This is a genomic window from Kothea flammea (genome assembly GCF_052161645.1).
In the GTDB taxonomy this organism is placed as follows: domain Bacteria; phylum Planctomycetota; class Planctomycetia; order Pirellulales; family Pirellulaceae; genus Laterigemmans.
The window spans coordinates 6,581,803-6,600,448 of sequence record NZ_CP197414.1 but is presented as its reverse complement, the minus strand read 5'-3'; the positions used below and the strand labels follow the sequence as shown (position 1 = coordinate 6,600,448).

General features: G+C 58.8%; 13 protein-coding genes. 12 read left to right on the top strand and 1 reads right to left on the bottom strand.

Translation table 11 applies throughout. The annotated features are described in order from the left end of the window. Positions 1–44 precede the first annotated feature (44 nt). The 6 genes from SH139x_RS24605 to SH139x_RS24580 all read left to right on the top strand — a co-directional run bounded on the left by SH139x_RS24605 (position 45) and on the right by SH139x_RS24580 (position 9,815). Complete coding sequence (locus tag SH139x_RS24605; RefSeq protein WP_488352390.1) at positions 45–2,474, top strand: ATP-binding protein; 2,430 nt, start codon at positions 45–47, stop codon at positions 2,472–2,474. Between the two features lie 104 nt (positions 2,475–2,578). Beyond that, positions 2,579–3,826, top strand: coding sequence for a molybdopterin-binding domain-containing protein (locus tag SH139x_RS24600; RefSeq protein WP_488352389.1), 1,248 nt, complete (start codon positions 2,579–2,581; stop codon positions 3,824–3,826). Further along, positions 3,820–5,517 (top strand): formylmethanofuran dehydrogenase subunit A, encoded by a 1,698-nt coding sequence (locus SH139x_RS24595; RefSeq protein WP_488352388.1) that lies wholly within the window; start codon positions 3,820–3,822, stop codon positions 5,515–5,517. The genes SH139x_RS24600 and SH139x_RS24595 overlap by 7 nt, the downstream gene beginning before the upstream one ends. 70 nt (positions 5,518–5,587) lie before the next feature. After that, entirely contained in the window at positions 5,588–6,484 is an 897-nt protein-coding gene (fhcD, locus tag SH139x_RS24590; RefSeq protein ID WP_488352387.1) for a formylmethanofuran--tetrahydromethanopterin N-formyltransferase, read from the top strand. Next, positions 6,481–7,371 carry a formylmethanofuran dehydrogenase subunit C gene (locus SH139x_RS24585; RefSeq protein ID WP_488352386.1) on the top strand — a complete coding sequence of 297 codons (891 nt, stop codon included), beginning with the start codon at positions 6,481–6,483 and terminating at the stop codon, positions 7,369–7,371. Before fhcD ends, SH139x_RS24585 begins: the two co-directional genes overlap by 4 nt. A 158-nt stretch (positions 7,372–7,529) precedes the next feature. Then, on the top strand, positions 7,530–9,815 hold the full coding sequence (locus SH139x_RS24580) for an AMP-binding protein (protein ID WP_488352385.1): 2,286 nt from the start codon (positions 7,530–7,532) through the stop codon (positions 9,813–9,815). 178 nt (positions 9,816–9,993) lie between these two features. Here SH139x_RS24580 and SH139x_RS24575 read toward each other — a convergent pair whose 3' ends face one another. After that, the gene (locus SH139x_RS24575) at positions 9,994–10,419 is read right to left on the bottom strand and encodes a hypothetical protein (RefSeq protein WP_488352384.1); all 426 of its coding nucleotides are present in this window, start codon (positions 10,417–10,419) and stop codon (positions 9,994–9,996) included. A 482-nt stretch (positions 10,420–10,901) separates the two neighbouring features. Here SH139x_RS24575 and rpe point away from each other — a divergent pair, with 482 nt between their 5' ends. From rpe to SH139x_RS24545, 6 genes are all read left to right on the top strand, one after another. Further along, positions 10,902–11,594 (top strand): ribulose-phosphate 3-epimerase, encoded by a 693-nt coding sequence (gene rpe / locus SH139x_RS24570; protein ID WP_488352383.1) that lies wholly within the window; start codon positions 10,902–10,904, stop codon positions 11,592–11,594. A gap of 12 nt (positions 11,595–11,606) precedes the next feature. Then, a complete protein-coding gene (locus SH139x_RS24565) occupies positions 11,607–12,176 on the top strand; it encodes a histidine phosphatase family protein (RefSeq protein ID WP_488352382.1) in 570 nt (189 codons plus the stop codon). Between the two features lie 208 nt (positions 12,177–12,384). Next, the gene (locus SH139x_RS24560) at positions 12,385–13,989 is read left to right on the top strand and encodes a DUF1549 domain-containing protein (RefSeq protein WP_488356083.1); all 1,605 of its coding nucleotides are present in this window, start codon (positions 12,385–12,387) and stop codon (positions 13,987–13,989) included. Between the two features lie 119 nt (positions 13,990–14,108). After that, on the top strand, positions 14,109–15,353 hold the full coding sequence (locus tag SH139x_RS24555; RefSeq protein WP_488356082.1) for a DUF1501 domain-containing protein: 1,245 nt from the start codon (positions 14,109–14,111) through the stop codon (positions 15,351–15,353). Positions 15,354–15,420: 67 nt separating this feature from the next. Continuing rightward, entirely contained in the window at positions 15,421–15,957 is a 537-nt protein-coding gene (locus tag SH139x_RS24550) for an RNA polymerase sigma factor (RefSeq protein WP_488352381.1), read from the top strand. Next, a complete protein-coding gene (locus SH139x_RS24545; RefSeq protein ID WP_488352380.1) occupies positions 15,954–18,410 on the top strand; it encodes a DUF1553 domain-containing protein in 2,457 nt (818 codons plus the stop codon). Before SH139x_RS24550 ends, SH139x_RS24545 begins: the two co-directional genes overlap by 4 nt. The last annotated feature ends 236 nt before the right edge of the window (positions 18,411–18,646 follow it).

Here is an 18,646-nt window from a genome sequence, read left to right as displayed (position 1 = left end):
CGTAAGCCTTTCTACTCAACGTACGCTCACCACCACGAATCACGATGATGCCAGCAGTTGACGAGTTTGAGAAGCTGGGAGTCTTTTATTTGGGTCGCAAATATGACATGGCGACCAGCACGGGGCTCGATGAATTGGTGCTCTACGATTCTAAGGATCTTTGCACGCACGCGGTCTGCGTGGGGATGACCGGCAGTGGAAAAACGGGGCTTTGTTTGTCGTTGCTGGAAGAGGCGGCGATCGACGGGATTCCAATCATCTGCATTGACCCCAAGGGGGATTTGGCCAATTTGATGCTGACGTTTCCCGACTTGGCCCCGACCGACTTTGCGCCTTGGTTGGAAGCGAGCGAAGCGACCCGGCAAGGGAAGACGATTGAGCAATTAGCCACTGAGACGGCCGATCGTTGGCGAAAGGGTTTGGCCTCGTGGGGCCAGAGCCCCGAGCGGATTGCCAAGCTGCGGGATAGTGCCGAGGTCACGATATACACACCGGGCAGCAACGCGGGAATTCCCTTAACGGTGCTGCGTGATTTCGGCGCGCCGTGCGAGGTGGTGATCAAAGATGCGGATGCGATGCGGGAACGAGTCAGCGGATCGGCCTCGGGTTTGTTGACTTTGTTAGGCCTCGATGCCGATCCGTTGTTGTCTCGCGAGCACATCTTGGTGTCGTCGATCCTCGACAGCAGCTGGCGGAAAGGGGAGGGGATCACGATTGAGCAGATGATTGGCTTGATCCAGTCGCCGCCTTTTGATCGCGTCGGGGTGATTGACCTGAACACCTTCATGCCGCTGGCGGACCGCGTTTCCTTGGCCATGCGGCTGAACAACTTGCTGGCTTCCCCCGCCTTTGCGACTTGGCTCGAAGGTGAATCTTTGGACATCCAGCGATTGATGGTCACTCCGCAAGGGAAACCTCGGATTTCGATTTTGTCGATCGCCCATCTGAACGATTCGGAGCGAATGTTTTTCGTCACCATCTTGCTCAACGAATTAGTCGCTTGGATGCGTTCGCAGAGCGGCACCAGTTCCTTGCGGGCACTCTTTTACATGGATGAGGTGTTTGGTTATTTTCCGCCGACAGCCAATCCACCAAGCAAACCTCCGATGCTGACTTTGCTCAAGCAAGCGCGGGCTTTCGGGTTGGGAATTACCTTAGCCACACAGAACCCCGTCGACCTGGATTACAAAGGGTTGTCGAACATTGGGACTTGGTTTTTGGGACGGCTGCAGACGGAGCGGGACAAGCAGCGTGTGTTGGCTGGCTTGGAAGGTGCGGCCGCGCAGACGGGTCAAAAATTTGATCGCCGGCGAATGGAAGAGATTTTGGCCGGGTTGGGGAGTCGCGTGTTCTTGATGAATAACGTGCATGATCAAGAACCGAGCATCTTTCAGACGCGTTGGGCAATGTCGTTTTTGGCCGGTCCGTTGGCTCGTGAGCAGATCAGCCAGCTGATGGAACCGCGGAAGCAACGGCAGGCTGACGCGGCAACGGCGGAGCAAGAAACGATGGCCGACACCGCGCCGCCGGCTCGCCCCATCCCGCCGGCGGGAGTCGAGGAGTTGTTTTTAGCGGCAACCCGTCGGCCCCGCGCGGGGGCTCGCCAAGTGTATCGGCCGGCCGTGCTGGGGAAGGCATCCCTGCACTACGTGCGGAGTGCGGCCGGTGTCGATATCTGGCGAGATCAACAGCGGTTGGTGCGTTGCGCCGCCGGGGTCCCAAGCCCCTTCTGGGAGTCGGGCGAAGCGACTTCACCCGGCTTGCGACTGCTGGGAGAACCGCTTGCCGAATTTGAATTTACCGATTTGCCCAGTCAATTGTGCAGCCCCGATAACTTCCAGTCGTGGGAAAAAAAACTGAAGGAATATTGTTACCGGCATTGCCCGCTGGTGCTGTATAAATCACCCGTGCTGAGAGAATACGCCCCGGTTGGCACCAGCGAAGAGGAAGCGAGGCTGTCGTTTACCCAGCAGGCGCGGGAAGCGCGTGACCGGGAAACGGAAAAACTCCGCGGCAAATACGCTTCCCGGATGGAGACGCTGGACCGCCGCATTCGAGCTGCTGAAGAACGCCTGGGACGGGAAAAAAGCGAATTGCAAGCGACCTCGATGTCGTCGGTCATCGACTTGGGCCAATCCTTGCTCGGTGCCCTGATGGGCAAGAAAAGCCGCAGTCGCTCCAAGCTCTCGGGAGCGGGCAAGATCGCCCGCAAAGCCACCCGCGCCTCGCGACAACACGACGACGTCCAGCGAGCCGAACAAGCTTTGCAGGAATTGAGTCGCGATATGTTGGACTTGGATAGCGAACTGCGGCAAGAAATTGCTAAGCTAGCGGATAAATATTCCGTCACCAACTTGGAACTCGATGCCACCTCGATCGCTCCTCGGAAAAGTGATCTGCGAGTATCACCACCGCAGTTGGTCTGGACTCCTTGGCAAGTCGACTCGCAGGGAATTGCGGAACCACTGTTTTAATTACCCCTCCCGTCTGATAACCGCTTCGCCTGATAACCCGCTCGTCAGCCTGCCGGTTCCGTCAGGATTCGATGCTTTCCTCTTACCTTACCGCGGCCCTGCCGGTGAACGATTCACATGCTGTCCGATTCATCTGTCCTTTCTGTCCGTTGCGATGTGATGACCTGAGCATCTCCGGCGGGACCAGCGAGATGCGGGCTGGAAAGCTTTCCTCGGGGGGATGCCGGCGGGCCGCGTTGGCCCAGCAAAGCTTGCTCGAGCAAGGAATCTTCCATGATGCTCGCGGCAGTGCTTTGAACATTTCCGCAGCCGCTTGGGAGCGAGCCGTTGCGATCTTGGCCCCGGCGGCAAACATTCAAATCAGCGGCGGAATGCTGGACGTCCCCACCGCGCGGGCCGGCGTCCGCTTGGCCGCCGCGCTGGGGGCCACGATCAACGCCAGCAGCAGCTCCGCCGGGCGTGCGGTGCTGCACAGCGTGGAGCGTCAAGGGATGGTCGCGGCGACGCTCGGCGAGTTAGCCAGGCGAGCCGATTCGGTGGTGCTGATCGGCAACGTATTGGACGAATACCCGCGATTGGCCGATCGTTTCCTACCAGCTTTCAGCAGCGATGCGACGCCCCGCCGCGTGCTCTGGCTCGATACGTCGGGCGAAACTTCGCCAGCCGGAACAGCCGAGACAAAAACCGAGACGATGGACAATGGTTGGCAGCGTTGGTCGTTGCCAGCCGAACAGTTAATTGACTGTTTGGCCGACGCCAGGCAACCCTCGCCGCGACAAGCAGTTGAGCACACAAGTGCCGGCCAAGCGTTGGCAGAGTGGCTGGCAGCCGGGCACACGAGCTGTTGGTTGTGGGCCAGCAATTCACTCTCCGCAGCGGCAGCCGCGATGTTGGTCGGCTTTGTCAATGATCTGAACGAAGCACGCCGCAGCATGTTGATTCCGCTGGGGGACGACGTCAGCTTTCGAGCAACATCCTTGTGGCTGAGCGGTTGCGGAGGACCGGTCGATTTCTCCAGCGGTCTGCCCCAGTTGCTCGCCGATCAACAGGCCCCCGCCACCGCCGATGCGCAAATCTGGATTCATCCGTATCCGACTTTTCCAGCTCACCCTGCCGATCAGCCCCCGTTGATCGTGGTTGGCACGCCGGACGACGCGCTCCGCCAACGAGCCACCTTGGTGCTCCCCGCCGCGGTGCCGGGCATCGAGTCGGCCGGCACCACGTTTCGCGGCGATGGCACGGTCAGCCTTGGTTGGCGACCACCATTTCAGCAGACCGCCGCAGCTTCGATCGGGCAGGTCTTGTTGGCGTTGGGAGATCAAGTTCAGGCCCGCAGGATAAGTCAATGCTAACCAAACTAACCGCCGGTCGCGTCTATGATCCGACTCAACAGTGGCGTGGGGAACCTCGCGATCTCTACATTCGTGATCAGCAGCTGACCGCGTCGGTTGGGGCGGTGGAGCGGATTGATTACGAGTACGACTTGACCGACCACATTGTGATGGCGGGGGGGATAGATCCGCACACGCACATCGGTGGCGGCAAGTTAACGATCGCCCGCATGTTGCTGCCCGAATTGTTGCAAGCGGTGGCGGCCGATGGCCGCCGCGCGGCGGTCCGCGACCCTTTGCTGGCGAATCGCCGAGATACCTTCCTGCCCACTTCGCCGTTGGTTGGCCGCCGCTACCTAGAGATGGGTTATACCGCCTGTTTTGAACCGGCCATGATTGCCTGCAACGCGCGGGGCACGCACGCCGAAATGGCCGACGTGCCGGCGATCGACAGCGGCGCTTACGTGTTGCTGGGGAATGATGATTGCCTATTGACGATGATTCGCGATCGCGTGCCGCAAGCCTTGATCAACGCTTACGTCGCGGCCATGGTCGAAGCCACGCAGGCGATCGGCGTCAAAGTGGTCAACGCAGGGGGGATTCACGCCTTCAAATACAATCAGCGGCACCTCGATGTGGACCAGCCGCATCCCAAGCTGGGAGTCACGCCGTCGGAAATCATCCGCTGTCTAACTAGGGCGGTCGACGAGATTGGTTTGCCACAACCCTTGCACGTGCACGCCAGCAATTTGGGCATGGCGGGCAATATCGATTCCACGTTGAAAACGATTGCCGCAGCCGATGGGCGGCGAATCCATCTAACGCACGTGCAGTTTCATAGCTACGGAGCCGACGGCCCCAAGAATTTCTCTTCAGCCGCCGAGCAGATTGCGCGGGCCGTGCAGCAGCACCCAAATCTGACCATCGATGTTGGCCAAGTCATGTTTGGTCAGACGGTGACGTTGTCGGCCGACACGATGCACCAGTTTACCAGCCGGCGGTGGGCCAAGCCGCGGAAGAGCGTCATCTTAGATATTGAATGCCAAGCCGGTTGCGGAGTGGTCCCATTTCGCTATCAGCACCGCCGCTTTGTCAACGCGTTGCAATGGGCAATCGGGTTGGAGCTGTTCTTGATGGTGGATGACCCCAGCCGCGTCTTTCTCACCACCGATCATCCCAATGGCGGCCCCTTTACCACGTATCCGCACCTCATGCGGTTGCTGATGGATCGCACTTTTCGCGAAACAGCGTTGGCGGAAATCGATCCCGACGCGGCCGCTTCCAGCCAGCTGCGGGGGCTGACTCGCCAATACACGCTGGACGATATCGCCTTGATGACGCGCTCCGCTCCGGCCAAATTTTTGGGCTTGGCCAATCTCGGCCATTTGGCTGACGGGGCGGTCGCCGACATCGCCGTTTATCCTCCCGTCGCGGACCAAGCAGCGCCAGCCTGGGATGAAATTTTCGCCCACCCGACCCATGTTTTTCGCCGCGGTCGCTTGGTCGTTCGCGACGGGCAAATGATCGACAGCGTGGCCAAAGTCAATCACACGGTACGCCCCGTGTGGGATCGATCGCTGCAGCCACAATTGGCCGCGCGGCTGGCCGAATCGAGCGGTTTGGATTGGCAGCTGATGGGAATTCGTGACGAAGAGATGCGCAGCGATATCGGTGTGGATGTTGAGATCCAAGCCTGTCGCCAGCCAGGTTAGTCGCCAGTCAGATTAAGCGCTACCGCATTGATGCCAACTTTTATCTGCGTGGAAAATAAGAACAGCGGTTATGCAAATTCATAATGTTGCTATCGACGATACCTTTGCCGAGGCTTTCGATATGAAAGTCACCCGCTTGGTGTTGACCGCCGGCGATCGTCAGTGGGTCAGCGAAGCGGCTGCCGCGATGACTGGCTTTGGCACGTCGGTGATCGCTTGCGGTGTGGAGATTGCGGTTGCCGAAGAGTTGTCCGCGGAGCAAACTCCCGACGGCCGACCGGGAGTCGCCATCTTGGCCTTTGCGGTTTCCGGCAAGGAGTTGGAAAAACAGATCCCGCGGCGCGCCGGACAGTGCGTGCTGACTTGCCCCACCACCGCCTTGTTCAGTGGCATGGAGGGGGAAAAGCAAATTCCGCTGGGCAATCATTTGCGATTCTATGGTGACGGTTATCAACTGTCGAAAAGCTTGCGGGGACGTCGTTATTGGCGAATCCCGGTGATGGATGGCGAGTTTCTTTGCGAAGCCTCGGTGGGGCGTGGCGAAGGAGTCGGGGGAGGCAATTTCCTGATGATCGGAACATCGATCGAGGTGGTGTCGCGAGCTTGTCGGGCGGCCACGCGCGCCATTGCCGCGTTGCCGCAAGTGATCACGCCCTTTGCAGGTGGCGCCACCCGCAGCGGCTCGAAAGTGGGTTCCAAGTACGCCAGCATGATTGCTTCCACGAACGAAGCTTTTTGCCCCAGCCTGCGCGGTGTGGTCGCCAGTCAGTTGCGCGAACAGGAACACGCGGTGCTGGAAATTGTCATCGATGGTTTAACGTCGAGCGATGTGGCCGCCGCGATGCGGGTGGGCATTCATGCCGCCTGTGAAGAAGCTGGCGGTGATGGGTTATTAAGAATTACGGCTGGCAACTACGGTGGCAAATTGGGCCGCCATCATTTTCATCTGCAACAGGTGTTAGCATGAGTTTACAGCTCACCTTAAAAGCCCAGCCATCGGCTCCGCTGAATCTCACGGGCGTGAGCGTCACCCGCTGTTGCCAGGGAGCGGCGCTCGACCTGGTGCGAGCCTTGCCGCTTGATCCCGCCGGAGCGGCCAAGCAGGGCTGCATTGGCGATTGGTTTGAAGTCGCCGGCGAGACATCAGCGGCCAGCTTGGTTGTCGCCGGTGACTTGCGGCACTGTCATCAGTTGGCTGCCCATCACCAACGAGGAGAATTTATCATCCACGGTTCGGTCGGCGAATGCGTCGCCTTCGAAGCGTCGGGTGGTCATGTTTTGGTAGAGGGGAGTGTCGGGACCCATGCGGCCAGCGGGATGCGGGGCGGACGTTTGACCATTGCTGGCAACGCCGGAGATTACTTGGGAGGTCCCCGCCGCGCGGTGCGGACGGGAATGCGTGGCGGCACGGTGGTGGTGGCCGGATCGGTGGGTGCTTATTGCGGCCATCGGCTGCGTCGCGGCACCGTGATCGTGGGAGGCGCGGCGGGCGCTTATTGCGGCTGGGAAATGATCGCCGGCACGCTGGCCATCGGCGGACCGCCGGGGGCCTATCTGGGGCTGGCCATGCGCCGCGGCACCATCTTGGCCGCTCAGGCTAAGGCAATCCCGCAGCGAGGATTCACTCCCTGGCTACCGGCGGAGGCTGGTGCCCTGCGGTTAATCGGCAGAGCCCTGCGGGAGGAATTAGCTGACGCGGCGATGGCGGCCGTGGCGGTCACTTGGCAACCTCTGCTCGACGGCTTAAGCCAAGCGGTTGCCGGATCGTGGCAGCGGAGTGTCGGGGATCGGGCCGTCGGCGGACTGGGGGAATTATTGGTGCCGTGCTCCCCGCAACCCGATGGGCTCCGGTAGGATTCCGGACTTGCTCAAGCTCCCCCCGCCCCATTACGGTATGCCGTGTTTGCTACGTGTTCTCGAATTTGTGGACAACGAAGATGTGGTTAGTCGTGCTCTGGGTTGTCGGCATCGTCCTCGCCATCGCCGGGCTCTTTACGATAGGGCTATTTACCATGCCCCGACGCACGGTGCGAGCATTTTTTCGCCCGCTGCTGGAAATCATGTATCGGGGGCGCGTGGTCGGCATTGAGCATTTGCCCCGCGATGGGGGCTATTTCTTGGTCTCGAATCATATTTCTTGGATTGACGGCATCTTGATCCTGTGGTTGATGCCCAAGAACGTGCGATTCATTGTCGACGCCGGAAATTTTAACGCCGGCTTCTTGGGGCGCCTGGCTGCTGCCTTTGATACGATCATGATGTCGCCCTCCCCCAAATCGATCGGCAGGGCTTTGCAAACCGGGCGACGAGCTGTGGAAGCGGGTGATTGCGTGGGGATTTTCCCCGAGGGAACGATCACCCGCACGAACGTGCTACAAGGTTTTCGGCCTGGTTTGAACAAGTTGGTGAAGGATCGTAGCGGCCCCGTCGTGCCGGTTTGGCTGGACGGCATGTGGGGCAGCATTTTTAGTTTTTCTGGTGGTAGGTTCTTTAAAAAGTGGCCATCGCTGCGACGTCGCACCGTGACGCTTTACATTGGCCCACCCGTCCCCCCTGATACCCCCTTATCAATCATCCGCGAACGCGTCGCGGTGTTGGGAGCCCAAGCGATGGAAAAACAGCTGGAAGATTCGATGGTCTTGCCCCGCCGCATTTTGCGAACCTGGAAAGCTCGCGGAGGCCGACTCAAGGCGGCCGACTCCACGGGGGCTACGGTCAGCGGTCGCGACGCGTTGCTGCGGACCCTGATCCTGAAACGAGTCCTGCGACGCGAAGTGCTGGACGAGGACGATCGCTTCGTGGGCCTGCTGCTGCCACCGAGCGTGGCCGGCGTGCTGACCAACGTGGCCGTCAGCTTCGACCACCGCGTGGCGATCAACTTGAACTACTCCGCCACCGCCGATGTCATCAATCAGTGCATCAAGTTGGCCGGGATACGCAAAGTCATCACCAGCAAAAAGTTCATGGAAAAGCTGAACTTTGACTTGGACGCCGAGGTCATCGAGCTGGAAGACATCAAGCCCAAAGTTCGCGCCGCGGACAAAGCTTGGGCCGCGCTAGCCAGTTACGCACTGCCGGCCGGCATCCTCGAAAAGTTGCTGGGACTGCCAAAAATCAAACCCAGTGATTTATTGACGATTGTCTTTACCTCCGGCAGCACTGGCACGCCTAAGGGAGTCATGCTGAGCTACTCTAACGTGGGGCATAACGTCGACGCGATCGACACCACAATCCAGCTCAACGGCGACGATGTGGTGCTGGGAGTGCTGCCTTTCTTCCACTCCTTCGGCTACGCCGTGACGCTGTGGGCGGCCCAAACTTTGCCTCCCGCGGGCGTTTATCATTTCAATCCGCTGGATGCCAAAACTGTCGGGAAACTCGCGGAAAAATATGGCGCAACGGTGCTGTTGGCAACGCCCACTTTCCTCCGCGGATACATGCGTCGCGTCACGCCCGAACAGTTTCAAAAATTGAACGTCGTCGTGACCGGGGCTGAAAAGACACCCCCAGACCTGTTCACGAGTTTCGAAGCACGCTTCGGAACTTCGATTTCCGAAGGGTACGGTACTACCGAGCTCAGCCCGCTGGTGTCGGTGAATATCCCGGCCAGTCGCTCGCAAGCCAAATTCCAGCCCGACGCCAAACGAGGTTCGGTGGGACGGCCGGTACCGGGGGTGGCGGCAAGAATCATCCACCCCGATTCAGGGGAAGAACTGGGCGATGAAGCCGAAGGCATGCTGCTGATCTCCGGAGCCAATGTGATGCAGGGCTACTTGGGACGGCAAGATTTGACCGATGAAGTGATCAAAGATGGCTGGTATGTGACGGGCGATATGGCGAGGCTCGACAAAGACGGCTTTATCTTCATCACGGGTCGCCAAAGCCGCTTTTCAAAAATTGCCGGCGAAATGGTCCCCCACATTCGTGTGGAAGAAGAACTGGTCCGCTTGGTCGCCTGTGCGGCCGATACCAACAACGATGGCGTCGTCGATGAGGATGATCGTCCAGTGCTGGTCGTGACCAGCGTGGAAGATGCCAAAAAAGGGGAGCGGCTGATCGTCTTGCACCGCAAATTGTCGGCAACCGTCGAGCAACTGCGGGCGGGACTGACCGCTGCCGGATTACCCAATCTGTACATCCCAGCGATAGACGCGTTTTACGAAGTTGAGGACGTGCCGCTGTTGGGCAGCGGCAAACTCGACCTGAAAGCGGCTCAGATGTTGGCCATCCAAGTCACTTCCGCAGGCAACAGCCCCGACCGTGTGACGACCGAAGATCACCAGCCAAACACGCCTTAGCTGGCAGATTGAAAGCCTTTCCGCGATTTGCTAAGCAGCGATTTGCTAAACAGCGGCTAACTTTTCAGCGGCTTGCTGCTCAACCGCCGGGCCGAGCACTGGTTTCTCTACCAGGCTCGTCCCCCGCAGCCGCTGGGCCTGTCATATGGCCCCCCGGCCTGTTTACCTGCCGTCGCGGTTAGCGACCGATCCGCACGGAAAATCCGGGGGTGCTGAACCGCACCCCGCTGCCGTGCCGCCCAAAGCCTGGATGTCCAAAGCCGGGGCGACCGAAGCCTGGATGTCCGAAGCCGGAATGCCGAAAACTGGAATGCCCATAGCCTGGGTGTCCATACCGCGAGCTGAACGAATGCCCGTAGCTGGGGAAACCTCGGTAGGAGTGGTTGAAGCTATGGTGGCTAAAGTTCCGCGGCGAGTGAATTCCGGGGTAGCGAAAAAAAGGGCTGGGCGCCCGGTAGGCCGAATGGATGCCACCAAAGTGACCTCCATGCAGGCCGCTGTGCAGCGAGCCGTAGGGACCACCAGCTTCCGCCGTGGGTGCCGTCGTTGCGACCAGCAGTATGGCAGCGGCTGCGAGTCCACCGAAAAGTACTTTTCTAGACATCTGTTGGGTCTCCTATGGACCGAACTTTGGGGAGGGAGTGAGATTGGCGACGATTGCCAATCCCACCAAACATGACTCTTAGGGGTATCGAATACCGTGCCGGAGCCATTGGATTTCCAGTAAGTCGTTTGAATGAAAGCACTTACAGGAAACACGCCTGCCCCCGCCGGCCCCCTAAGCGCCATCAAACACGCGACAAAAGCGCAGTCATTAGGATGACACTACAGCAGCAGACTGGGTGGTTCTGAGGGGCTGTTGGTGCGGTCGTCAGCAGCTAAGCTGCCGGTTGCCGAGCGGGAAATAAATCGTCGGCCGGGGAAATTTCGTTTGTCCGCGGTTGGGCGTTTGCTTGGTCGTTGACAAGGTGAAATGAAATCGCGACAGTGATTGCCCTTCGGCGGTAAAGCGAAAGCGCTTGACATTTGGACTTGCCCGGTAACGATACCTGCTTGAAAGTAACTCGCTGTACTGTTTGCCCACTTATGAACCCAGCCACTTGGAAAAAGTTGATTGACGCATCGCCGGCAATTTTGCCGTCGCTGTTGCAGTGTGACTTTGGCAATTTGGAGCGGGAGATCCGTCGGTTGGAAGAAGCGGGCTGTCAGGCGTTACATTTGGACGTGATGGACGGTCATTTTGTACCGAATTTGACGTATGGGATGCCGATTGTGGCCGCTTGTCGGCGGTTAACCGAGCTTCCGCTCGATGTTCACGTGATGATCTCCGATCCGGCAAGCTATGCTTCTCAAATGGTGGAAGCGGGTGCTGACATGCTGACCTTCCATGTGGAGGCGGTCGAGGACCCGGCGGCGGTCATTGAATCGATCAAAAGTAAAAATATTGGGGCTGGTATTGCACTGAACCCCGCTACTCCGTTAGCAGCGGTGGCCCCCTTTGTTGGGCAGTGTGATCTGGTACTCGTCATGAGCGTGGCAGCCGGTTTCGGCGGTCAAGCTTTTGACAACGTTGCTTTGGAAAAGCTGAAGCGGCTGCGGGAAACTCACCCCGACCTCTTGTTAGAGGTCGACGGAGGAGTCAACGAAGCGACAATCGCCGATTGTCGTGCTGCGGGAGCTGACCTGTTCGTCGTGGGGTCGGGAATTTTCCGACACCAAGATTACGGGGTCGCGATGTCGTCTTTGACAACATCGATGCAACGCCCAAACTCGACCTGAGCTTAGGAATTTATGGTTCGTTTTCTGTTGATTGAACCGGGCGCCACAGAACTGGATGACCAGGGCCGTATGAAGGGCTCGATGGACATGCCGCTCAGCGAATCGGGACGCGATCAAGTGCTACAAGCGGTGGAACAGCTGAGCGAATATCGGCTGGACCGCATTTACTGTGCGCCCTGCCAATCGGCTCGACAAACCGCGGAAACGCTCCATCGCTGGTGTGGCGGCCGGGTTAAAGTTGTCGATTGTTTGAAAAATATCGACCACGGGCTGTGGAGTGGCAAAAAGATCGAAGAAGTGCGGACTCAGCTGCCGCGAATCTACCGCACTGGGCAAGAGCACCCTGATCAAATCTGCCCACCGGGCGGAGAGACGGTGGAGCAGGCGCGGAATCGCGTTTCCAAGATGATCGCAAAAATTCAGCGAAAATATCGCAAAGGTACCGTTGCTCTAGTTGTCCCTGACCCCTTAGCCGGAGTGGTTCGCAGCCTGCTGGTGGGAGATTCGATGGGCAACCTCTGGCAGCACGAAGCGGACGAAGCGAGCTGGGAAATCATTGATTCGACCCCCGCAGGTGTGTAACCCGGCGTGCGACCGGCTAAGATAGATTGATGAGGATCGGCTGAGTACATCCCGGCAAGTTGCTGCGTTTAGGGGGTGTTGACGCCGATAATTTTCCAATAATTTCATCAGTCTATCGGATCTGGCGATGCCGCGCTTTCAAATCCGCTTCGTAATTTTCCTGCTGGCCGTCGGCTGTGGTTTACAGATATCCACGCCGAATGGGTTGATGTTAGCCACCGCTGCGCCTCCCGAGCCTCCGCCGCAGGTTGCTCAAATCAATGCTTTGATCGAGCAGGGCTGGAAGGATTACGACGTCCGCCCCTCCGCCGAAGTGGAAGATTCGGTTTGGTGCCGACGCGTGTACCTAGACTTGCTCGGCCGGATCCCCACGCTCTCCGAGCTGGCTGAGTTCAGCCGCGACCGCAAAGCCGGGAATCGCCAACGATTGGTCGATAAGCTGCTGTTCGACGAACGGTATAACGAAGAGTACGCCCGCAACTGGGCCACCAAATGGACCAACATCTTGATTGGTCGCAGCGGTGGCGACGATCCCCAGCGTGACTTTACCAGTCGCGATGGGATGCAAAAGTATCTGCGAGATTCCTTCGCCACCAACAAGCCGTACAATCGCATGGTGTATGAGTTAGTCACTGCCACAGGAGCGAACAAGCCGGGGACGGAGAACTTTAACGGCGCGGTGAACTTTTTAATTGACAAGGTCAATCCGGATGGCGGTGTGCTCGCCACCAGCAGCACTTCGCGAATTTTCTTGGGCCTGCAAGTGCAATGCACGCAGTGTCACAATCATCCGTTTAACAAGTGGAAGCAACAGACGTTCTGGGAGTTCAACGCCTTCTTTCGCCAGTCCTCCGCCAAACGCCGCTTCACACCCGGCACGCGGGATATTAGTTACACGGAGTTGGTCGACCAAGACTTTGCTGGACAAGCGGGTGACGCCGATGATGCAATTATATTTTATGAGCTCCGCAATGGGATGACCAAGAGTGCCTATCCGGCCTTCATGGAGCAACCGCCGATTGACCCCCGGGGGCGAGTCGACGACGTCAATCGCCGTCGCGAATTGGCTCGCTACATGATGGATAGTGAGTTCTTGGATCGCATGATCGTTAATCGCATGTGGTCGCAGTTCTTAGGATATGGCTTTACAAAACCAGTCGACGACTTGGGGCCTCATAACCCACCGAGCCATCCGGAGTTGTTAGACCAACTGGCTACGCAGTTTCGCGAGCACAGTTATGACTTGAAAGAGTTAATGCGTTGGATTGTGCTCAGCAAGCCTTACCAGCTTTCTGCGAACATCACACCTTACAACGAGTTGGACGATCCGGCGGTGGGGGAAACGCCCAAGTTTTCTCACTTCTATTTGCGACAGATGCAAGCTGAAGAGTTGTATCAGTCGTTGATCGTGGCGGGGCGGACGAAGGCTCGCGGATCTTATGCCGAGCAGGAGAGTGAGCGGCGCAAGTGGTTGGACCAATTTGTGGTCGCCTTTGCCACCGATGAAGGTGATGAGGCGACAACATTTAACGGTTCGATCCCGCAAGCATTGATGCTGTTTAACGGCGAGTTGATCAAACGTGCGACCAGCATCGAGGCCGGCACGTTGCTGTCCGACTTGGCGGCAGCCAACGCGCGGATGCCGGAGAAAGTCACCCAGCTCTACTTGGCGGGACTGGCGCGGCGACCGAGCCGGGATGAGATGATGATCGCCAGCCAACTACTGATGGCCCGGGAGGGAAATCAGGCGGAAGCCCTCCAGGATCTCTGGTGGGCGATTTTGAATAGTAACGAATTTATTCTGCAACACTGATTTATCCGGCAACACTGATCGATCTAGAAATACTGCTCCACCTTGAAAACCTGAGGGCTATTCCAATGCAAAATCGAATCCACCGCAATCAACTCTCGCTGCCCCGCACCCCAGCAGGGATGACGCGACGTCACTTTGCCAAACACATGGCGGGTGCGTCGGCCATGCTGGGGACTGCGATGTCGTTTGGGCATACGATGCAAGTGCATGCGGACGAGCTACGGCGGAACCGCAAGTCGGCGATTATGTTGTGGATGGGTGGCGGGCCTTCGACCATTGATCTGTGGGATTTGAAGCCGGGAGCGGCAACTGGCGGACCTTTCCGGCCGATCTCCACCACGGGTGATATGCAGATTTGTGAGCATCTCCCGCAGATGGCCAAGCAAATGCATAACTTGTCGATCGTGCGCTCGTTGAGCACGCGGGAAGCGGATCATGATCGTGGTCGTTATTACATGCACACCGGCTTTGTCCCCAACGCTAACATCGAGCATCCCGGATACGGGTCGGTGATCGCCCACGAGCTGTATGATCAGCGTCCCGAGTTGGCGATTCCTCCCTTTGTTTCCGTTGGTGGAGCCAGTGCTGGTCCCGGTTTCCTGGGGATGGCCTGGGCACCATTTAATGTTTCCAGCAACGGGCGGGTGCGGAACCTGGACTCGCCCATGAAAGACAATCGGCTCATGCAGCGGATGGCGGCACTCGACTTGATGGAGTCGTCGTTTGTCAAAAAGACTCGTAGCTCCGCTGCGATCGATCATCAAGCCGTGCTGAAGAAAACGTTTGACTTCATGACCAGCGGCCAGATGGAAGCTTTCGAAGTCGACAAGGAACCACAAGCGGTCAAAGAGCGGTACGGCACGAACGGTTTTGGCCAGGGCTGTTTGCTGGCGCGGCGGTTAGTCGAAGCGGGTGTGCCGTTTGTCGAAGTCGACTTGGGAGGCTGGGACAATCACGATAACATCTTCGCCACCCTGCAAAATCAAAAGCTGCCGCAACTCGATACGGCAATGAGTGCCTTGATGGAAGATTTGGAACAACGTGGGTTGCTGCAAGATACCGCCATCATCTGGATGGGTGAATTTGGGCGGACTCCGCGGATCAACGCTGGCGGCGGTCGCGATCACTGGGCAAGGGCTTGGAGTGCGGTTGTCGGGGGTGCTGGGCTGCAAGGTGGCATTGCCGTGGGCGCCACGAACTCCGACGGGACCGCGGTGGAAACGGAACCCTTTAGCAGTGAGGATTTAATGGCCTCGGTCTGTAAAGGATTAGGGATTTCCTTAGAAACCACCTATACCTCCAAGAATAACCGACCGATGAAAATAGCCGCCGGTGGTAAAGTGATTAACGAGTTGTTCGCCTAGTTTGGCGGCTGGATGTCAGCCTTAAGTTGTAGGCGGCGTACTCACCCCCAAGTGAGCGAAATAAAGTTTGGGATATCCGTCAGGTCAACCGCAGGAGTCCGTCGCCCCCGATGCGACGACGATTGTGCTGCGCCACCAAAAGGGCGTCTGGCGGTATCTTCGTACGCTTGGTTGCGATGCCTCCACGGCGGACGACTTGACCCAAGAAACGTTCCTCAAAGTTCTAGGGCGAGACAACTTTGTGTACCACAACGAGGCAGCCACCTCAGCCTACCTAAGACGAACCGCACACAACTTAATGGTCTCGATGGTTCGCAAGACCAGTCGAGTTCAATTGTCCGAATCAGCCGAGATGCTCGACGACACCTGGTGTCGTTGGGCCGGGGCGGATCTCTCCGGAGACCTCGCCGTCGATGCCCTACGAGAATGCTTGCAACACTTGACCCAACGTGCTCGCCTAGCTTTGCGACTCCGCTATGCGGAAGAAGCCAGCCGGACTGCCATCGGCGAATCGTTGGGAATCTCCGAACACGGTGCTAGAAACCTCATGCAGCGAGCCAAGAAACAGCTTCGCTCCTGCGTAGAAAGTCGATTAAACTCATGACATCCGCCGCTGATCCATCCCCTGATGACCCTTTTCGCGACGACCAGCCGGCAGATGGCTTGGACAACACTGATGCCGCTGCCGATGCCATGTTCGACAGCCTTCTCCGCGAGGTGCTCGGCAAAACCAGCCCGCCCGATTTGTCAACGGAAATTTTGGCCGTTCTGCAGCGCCAGTCCCGCACCACTGGAACCACGGCAGCGCCCCCCGAGCCGCCACCGATCGTAGCCGTTGGTCGCACTTCAGCCACCAATTTCACAGCCGTCGGTCATGGCAATGGGCAGGCGGTGCAGTCACCTGAGATGGCCACACCGGCCGGCGTGTATGACGTTCGCTCCGCTAGTCGGGGTCCGCAACGTGGGCAGTCAGCTTCCCGTCGCCTATTGATCGCGGCCAGTTCGGCGGCTGCCCTGCTGCTTATCGTCATCGGCTGGAACGGCTGGTTTGCACCCGATGACTCGGCGGACCCCGCGGGCTCTGACCGACAACTGGTCGATGGTGGCACGGAGCCCCCGCCAGCCGCGACCGGCTCACGCGTCGCAGCCAACGCGACATCGCCGGTGGAATCAGATTCCCAGTCGCTTGCTCAAGCAAGTTCGCAGGCCGGCACTGAGCCCGGCGATTTGGCGGGCACGGATGTTGGCGATGTGGCTCGGACCGATCGGCGGGGGCGGCAATTAGCCGACCCTCAGTTTGCGCTCAGCGATCGCGGTGGCGACCCGTCGCCGCGGCAGTCCACAGCCGCCTCGATTCCCGCTTTGAGCTTTCCCCCGCCGGCCTCGCCATTGAGCGACTCGGAAGTGTTGGCAATCACCGACAACGCACTGGCCAGTTATTGGCAAGCTTTGGGGGTCCCGGCCACGCCCAGCGTCGACTTGCCCGTGTTTGCCGCCCGCCTGGCCGATCTATTTGGCCAGCCGGTCATCATCGATCCTGCGGCGCCGCTGGCCTCGGTTAGTGTGGCGCTGGAGCAGCCGCAAATTCGTCTAGCGTTGGCACGTCGCTTGGCGGAACGGTTGTTGGGCCGGGTTGGGCGGGAGCGGTTGGTAGCCGAGCAGCGGGAAGCGTTGGCGGGAGTTTTGGCAGACACTTTTGGTGGCGGTGCCAGGTTTGATGAGGTCGCCAGCCAGTTATTGACCGCTCGTGGCGCGATTGACAGCAGCAGTCAGGACTTTAATCCGGCCGCGGTTTGGTATGGCGCGTTGGCGGGGCCTCGTTCGGTGCCGTTGGTCGAGCAATTTGGGCACGCGATGCTGGATCTTGATCTGCGCTGCGGGCGATGCCATGACCATCCGCTCGACGGACGCGTTTGGCAAGATCAGTACTGGAGTTTAAACGCGGTATTCGAGACGGGATTGCGTTGGACGGCGACCGAGCAGGGTGGTTTGAAGTTGGAATCGGCTTTGGCTGCGGAGCGGAGCGACGATCCGGTTGTATTTTACGAACTGGCAGATGGGCGTCAGCGAGCCGCTTTGCCGCGCGCACCACTGGCCTGGCTGGCCAGTTCCACGGGCAAGATTTCCACTTCGCCGAATAACGCCGCTGGAAATAGCACCGCTGGGGACCGGCAAACTGCCGGCTCCCAGTTGCAAAACACTGCCGGCGACTCGGTCGCGGGGAGCGAAACGCTGGACTGGATTGCCGCTTCGTTGCGAGACAATCCGCGACTGGCCCGGGCGGCGGTTAATCGAGTTTGGGAATTGGTCTACGGCCAGCCGCTGGTTGGTTCACCAGCCGACCCGTCGGCGCCACCTGAATCGCTGATCACGCTGCAGTTACAGTCCACTTTGGCCGAGCAATTGCGGGCGCACGACTTTGATTTGGGGCGGCTGGTACTCTGGGTCGCCACAGCCAGTCCGATGCGATCCCAGGTGCCGGCAGCGTTCAGATCGCCGCAATTCGAGTCGGCCAGCGACGAGGATTTGCGGTTAGCCAGTCGTCAAATTCAGACCTTTGCCGGCTTTCCGCACAGTTTGCCGAAGCAAAATTTCGGCCAATTGCTGGCGATTGCTTCTCCGGCCGTGTTAACCAGCGGACAGTTGCCGGGCAACCTCCGGCTGCTCAGCGAGGGCTCGGCTTTGGGGCAAATTGGCAATTTAAATGCCCCACAAACGGCCTCCGGAGTGGCCAGCAGACAACGGCCTGGCGACACCCAATTATTGCAAGCGAGCCTGGAGATTTTCGCCATGAATCCGGCTGAGCCCACGGGGTCTACTGGCAGTTCCTCCAGCGGCACGCCGGCGGCGGACGGTGGGAAATTGCCGGTTGATTGGTTAGATCGGGTTGGTGGGGAGCACGCGTTTCAGCGGCGGGCCGAGCATCTTTATTATTTGGCCGGTTATTGGCACCCCTCGGGCGAGCAGATGGAAGTCGCTCGCTTGCTCCGCAGCAGCGTCACCGACGACTCGGCCGCCTTGCGGCGGTTGTGGTGGATTTTGACCAACCAACACTAAGTCGGACGCGCGTTCGGCGGCTGATACATCTTTCCTTGGCGGTCGAAAATCGGTTAGGACCATCCAGGGACAGGTGGTCGTTCGCACTAAAGCCGCCCCGGCTGCGTAAAAACCTCTACAATTGGCAATGTCGTGGCATTGTGCCGGTTTCTTTCGTTTGTCGCGGGAAAATCGACAGCGTCAATTCCATTGGAACAGGAGTCGCGGAACTGGCGAGCTGGCAAAAACTTGCTAGC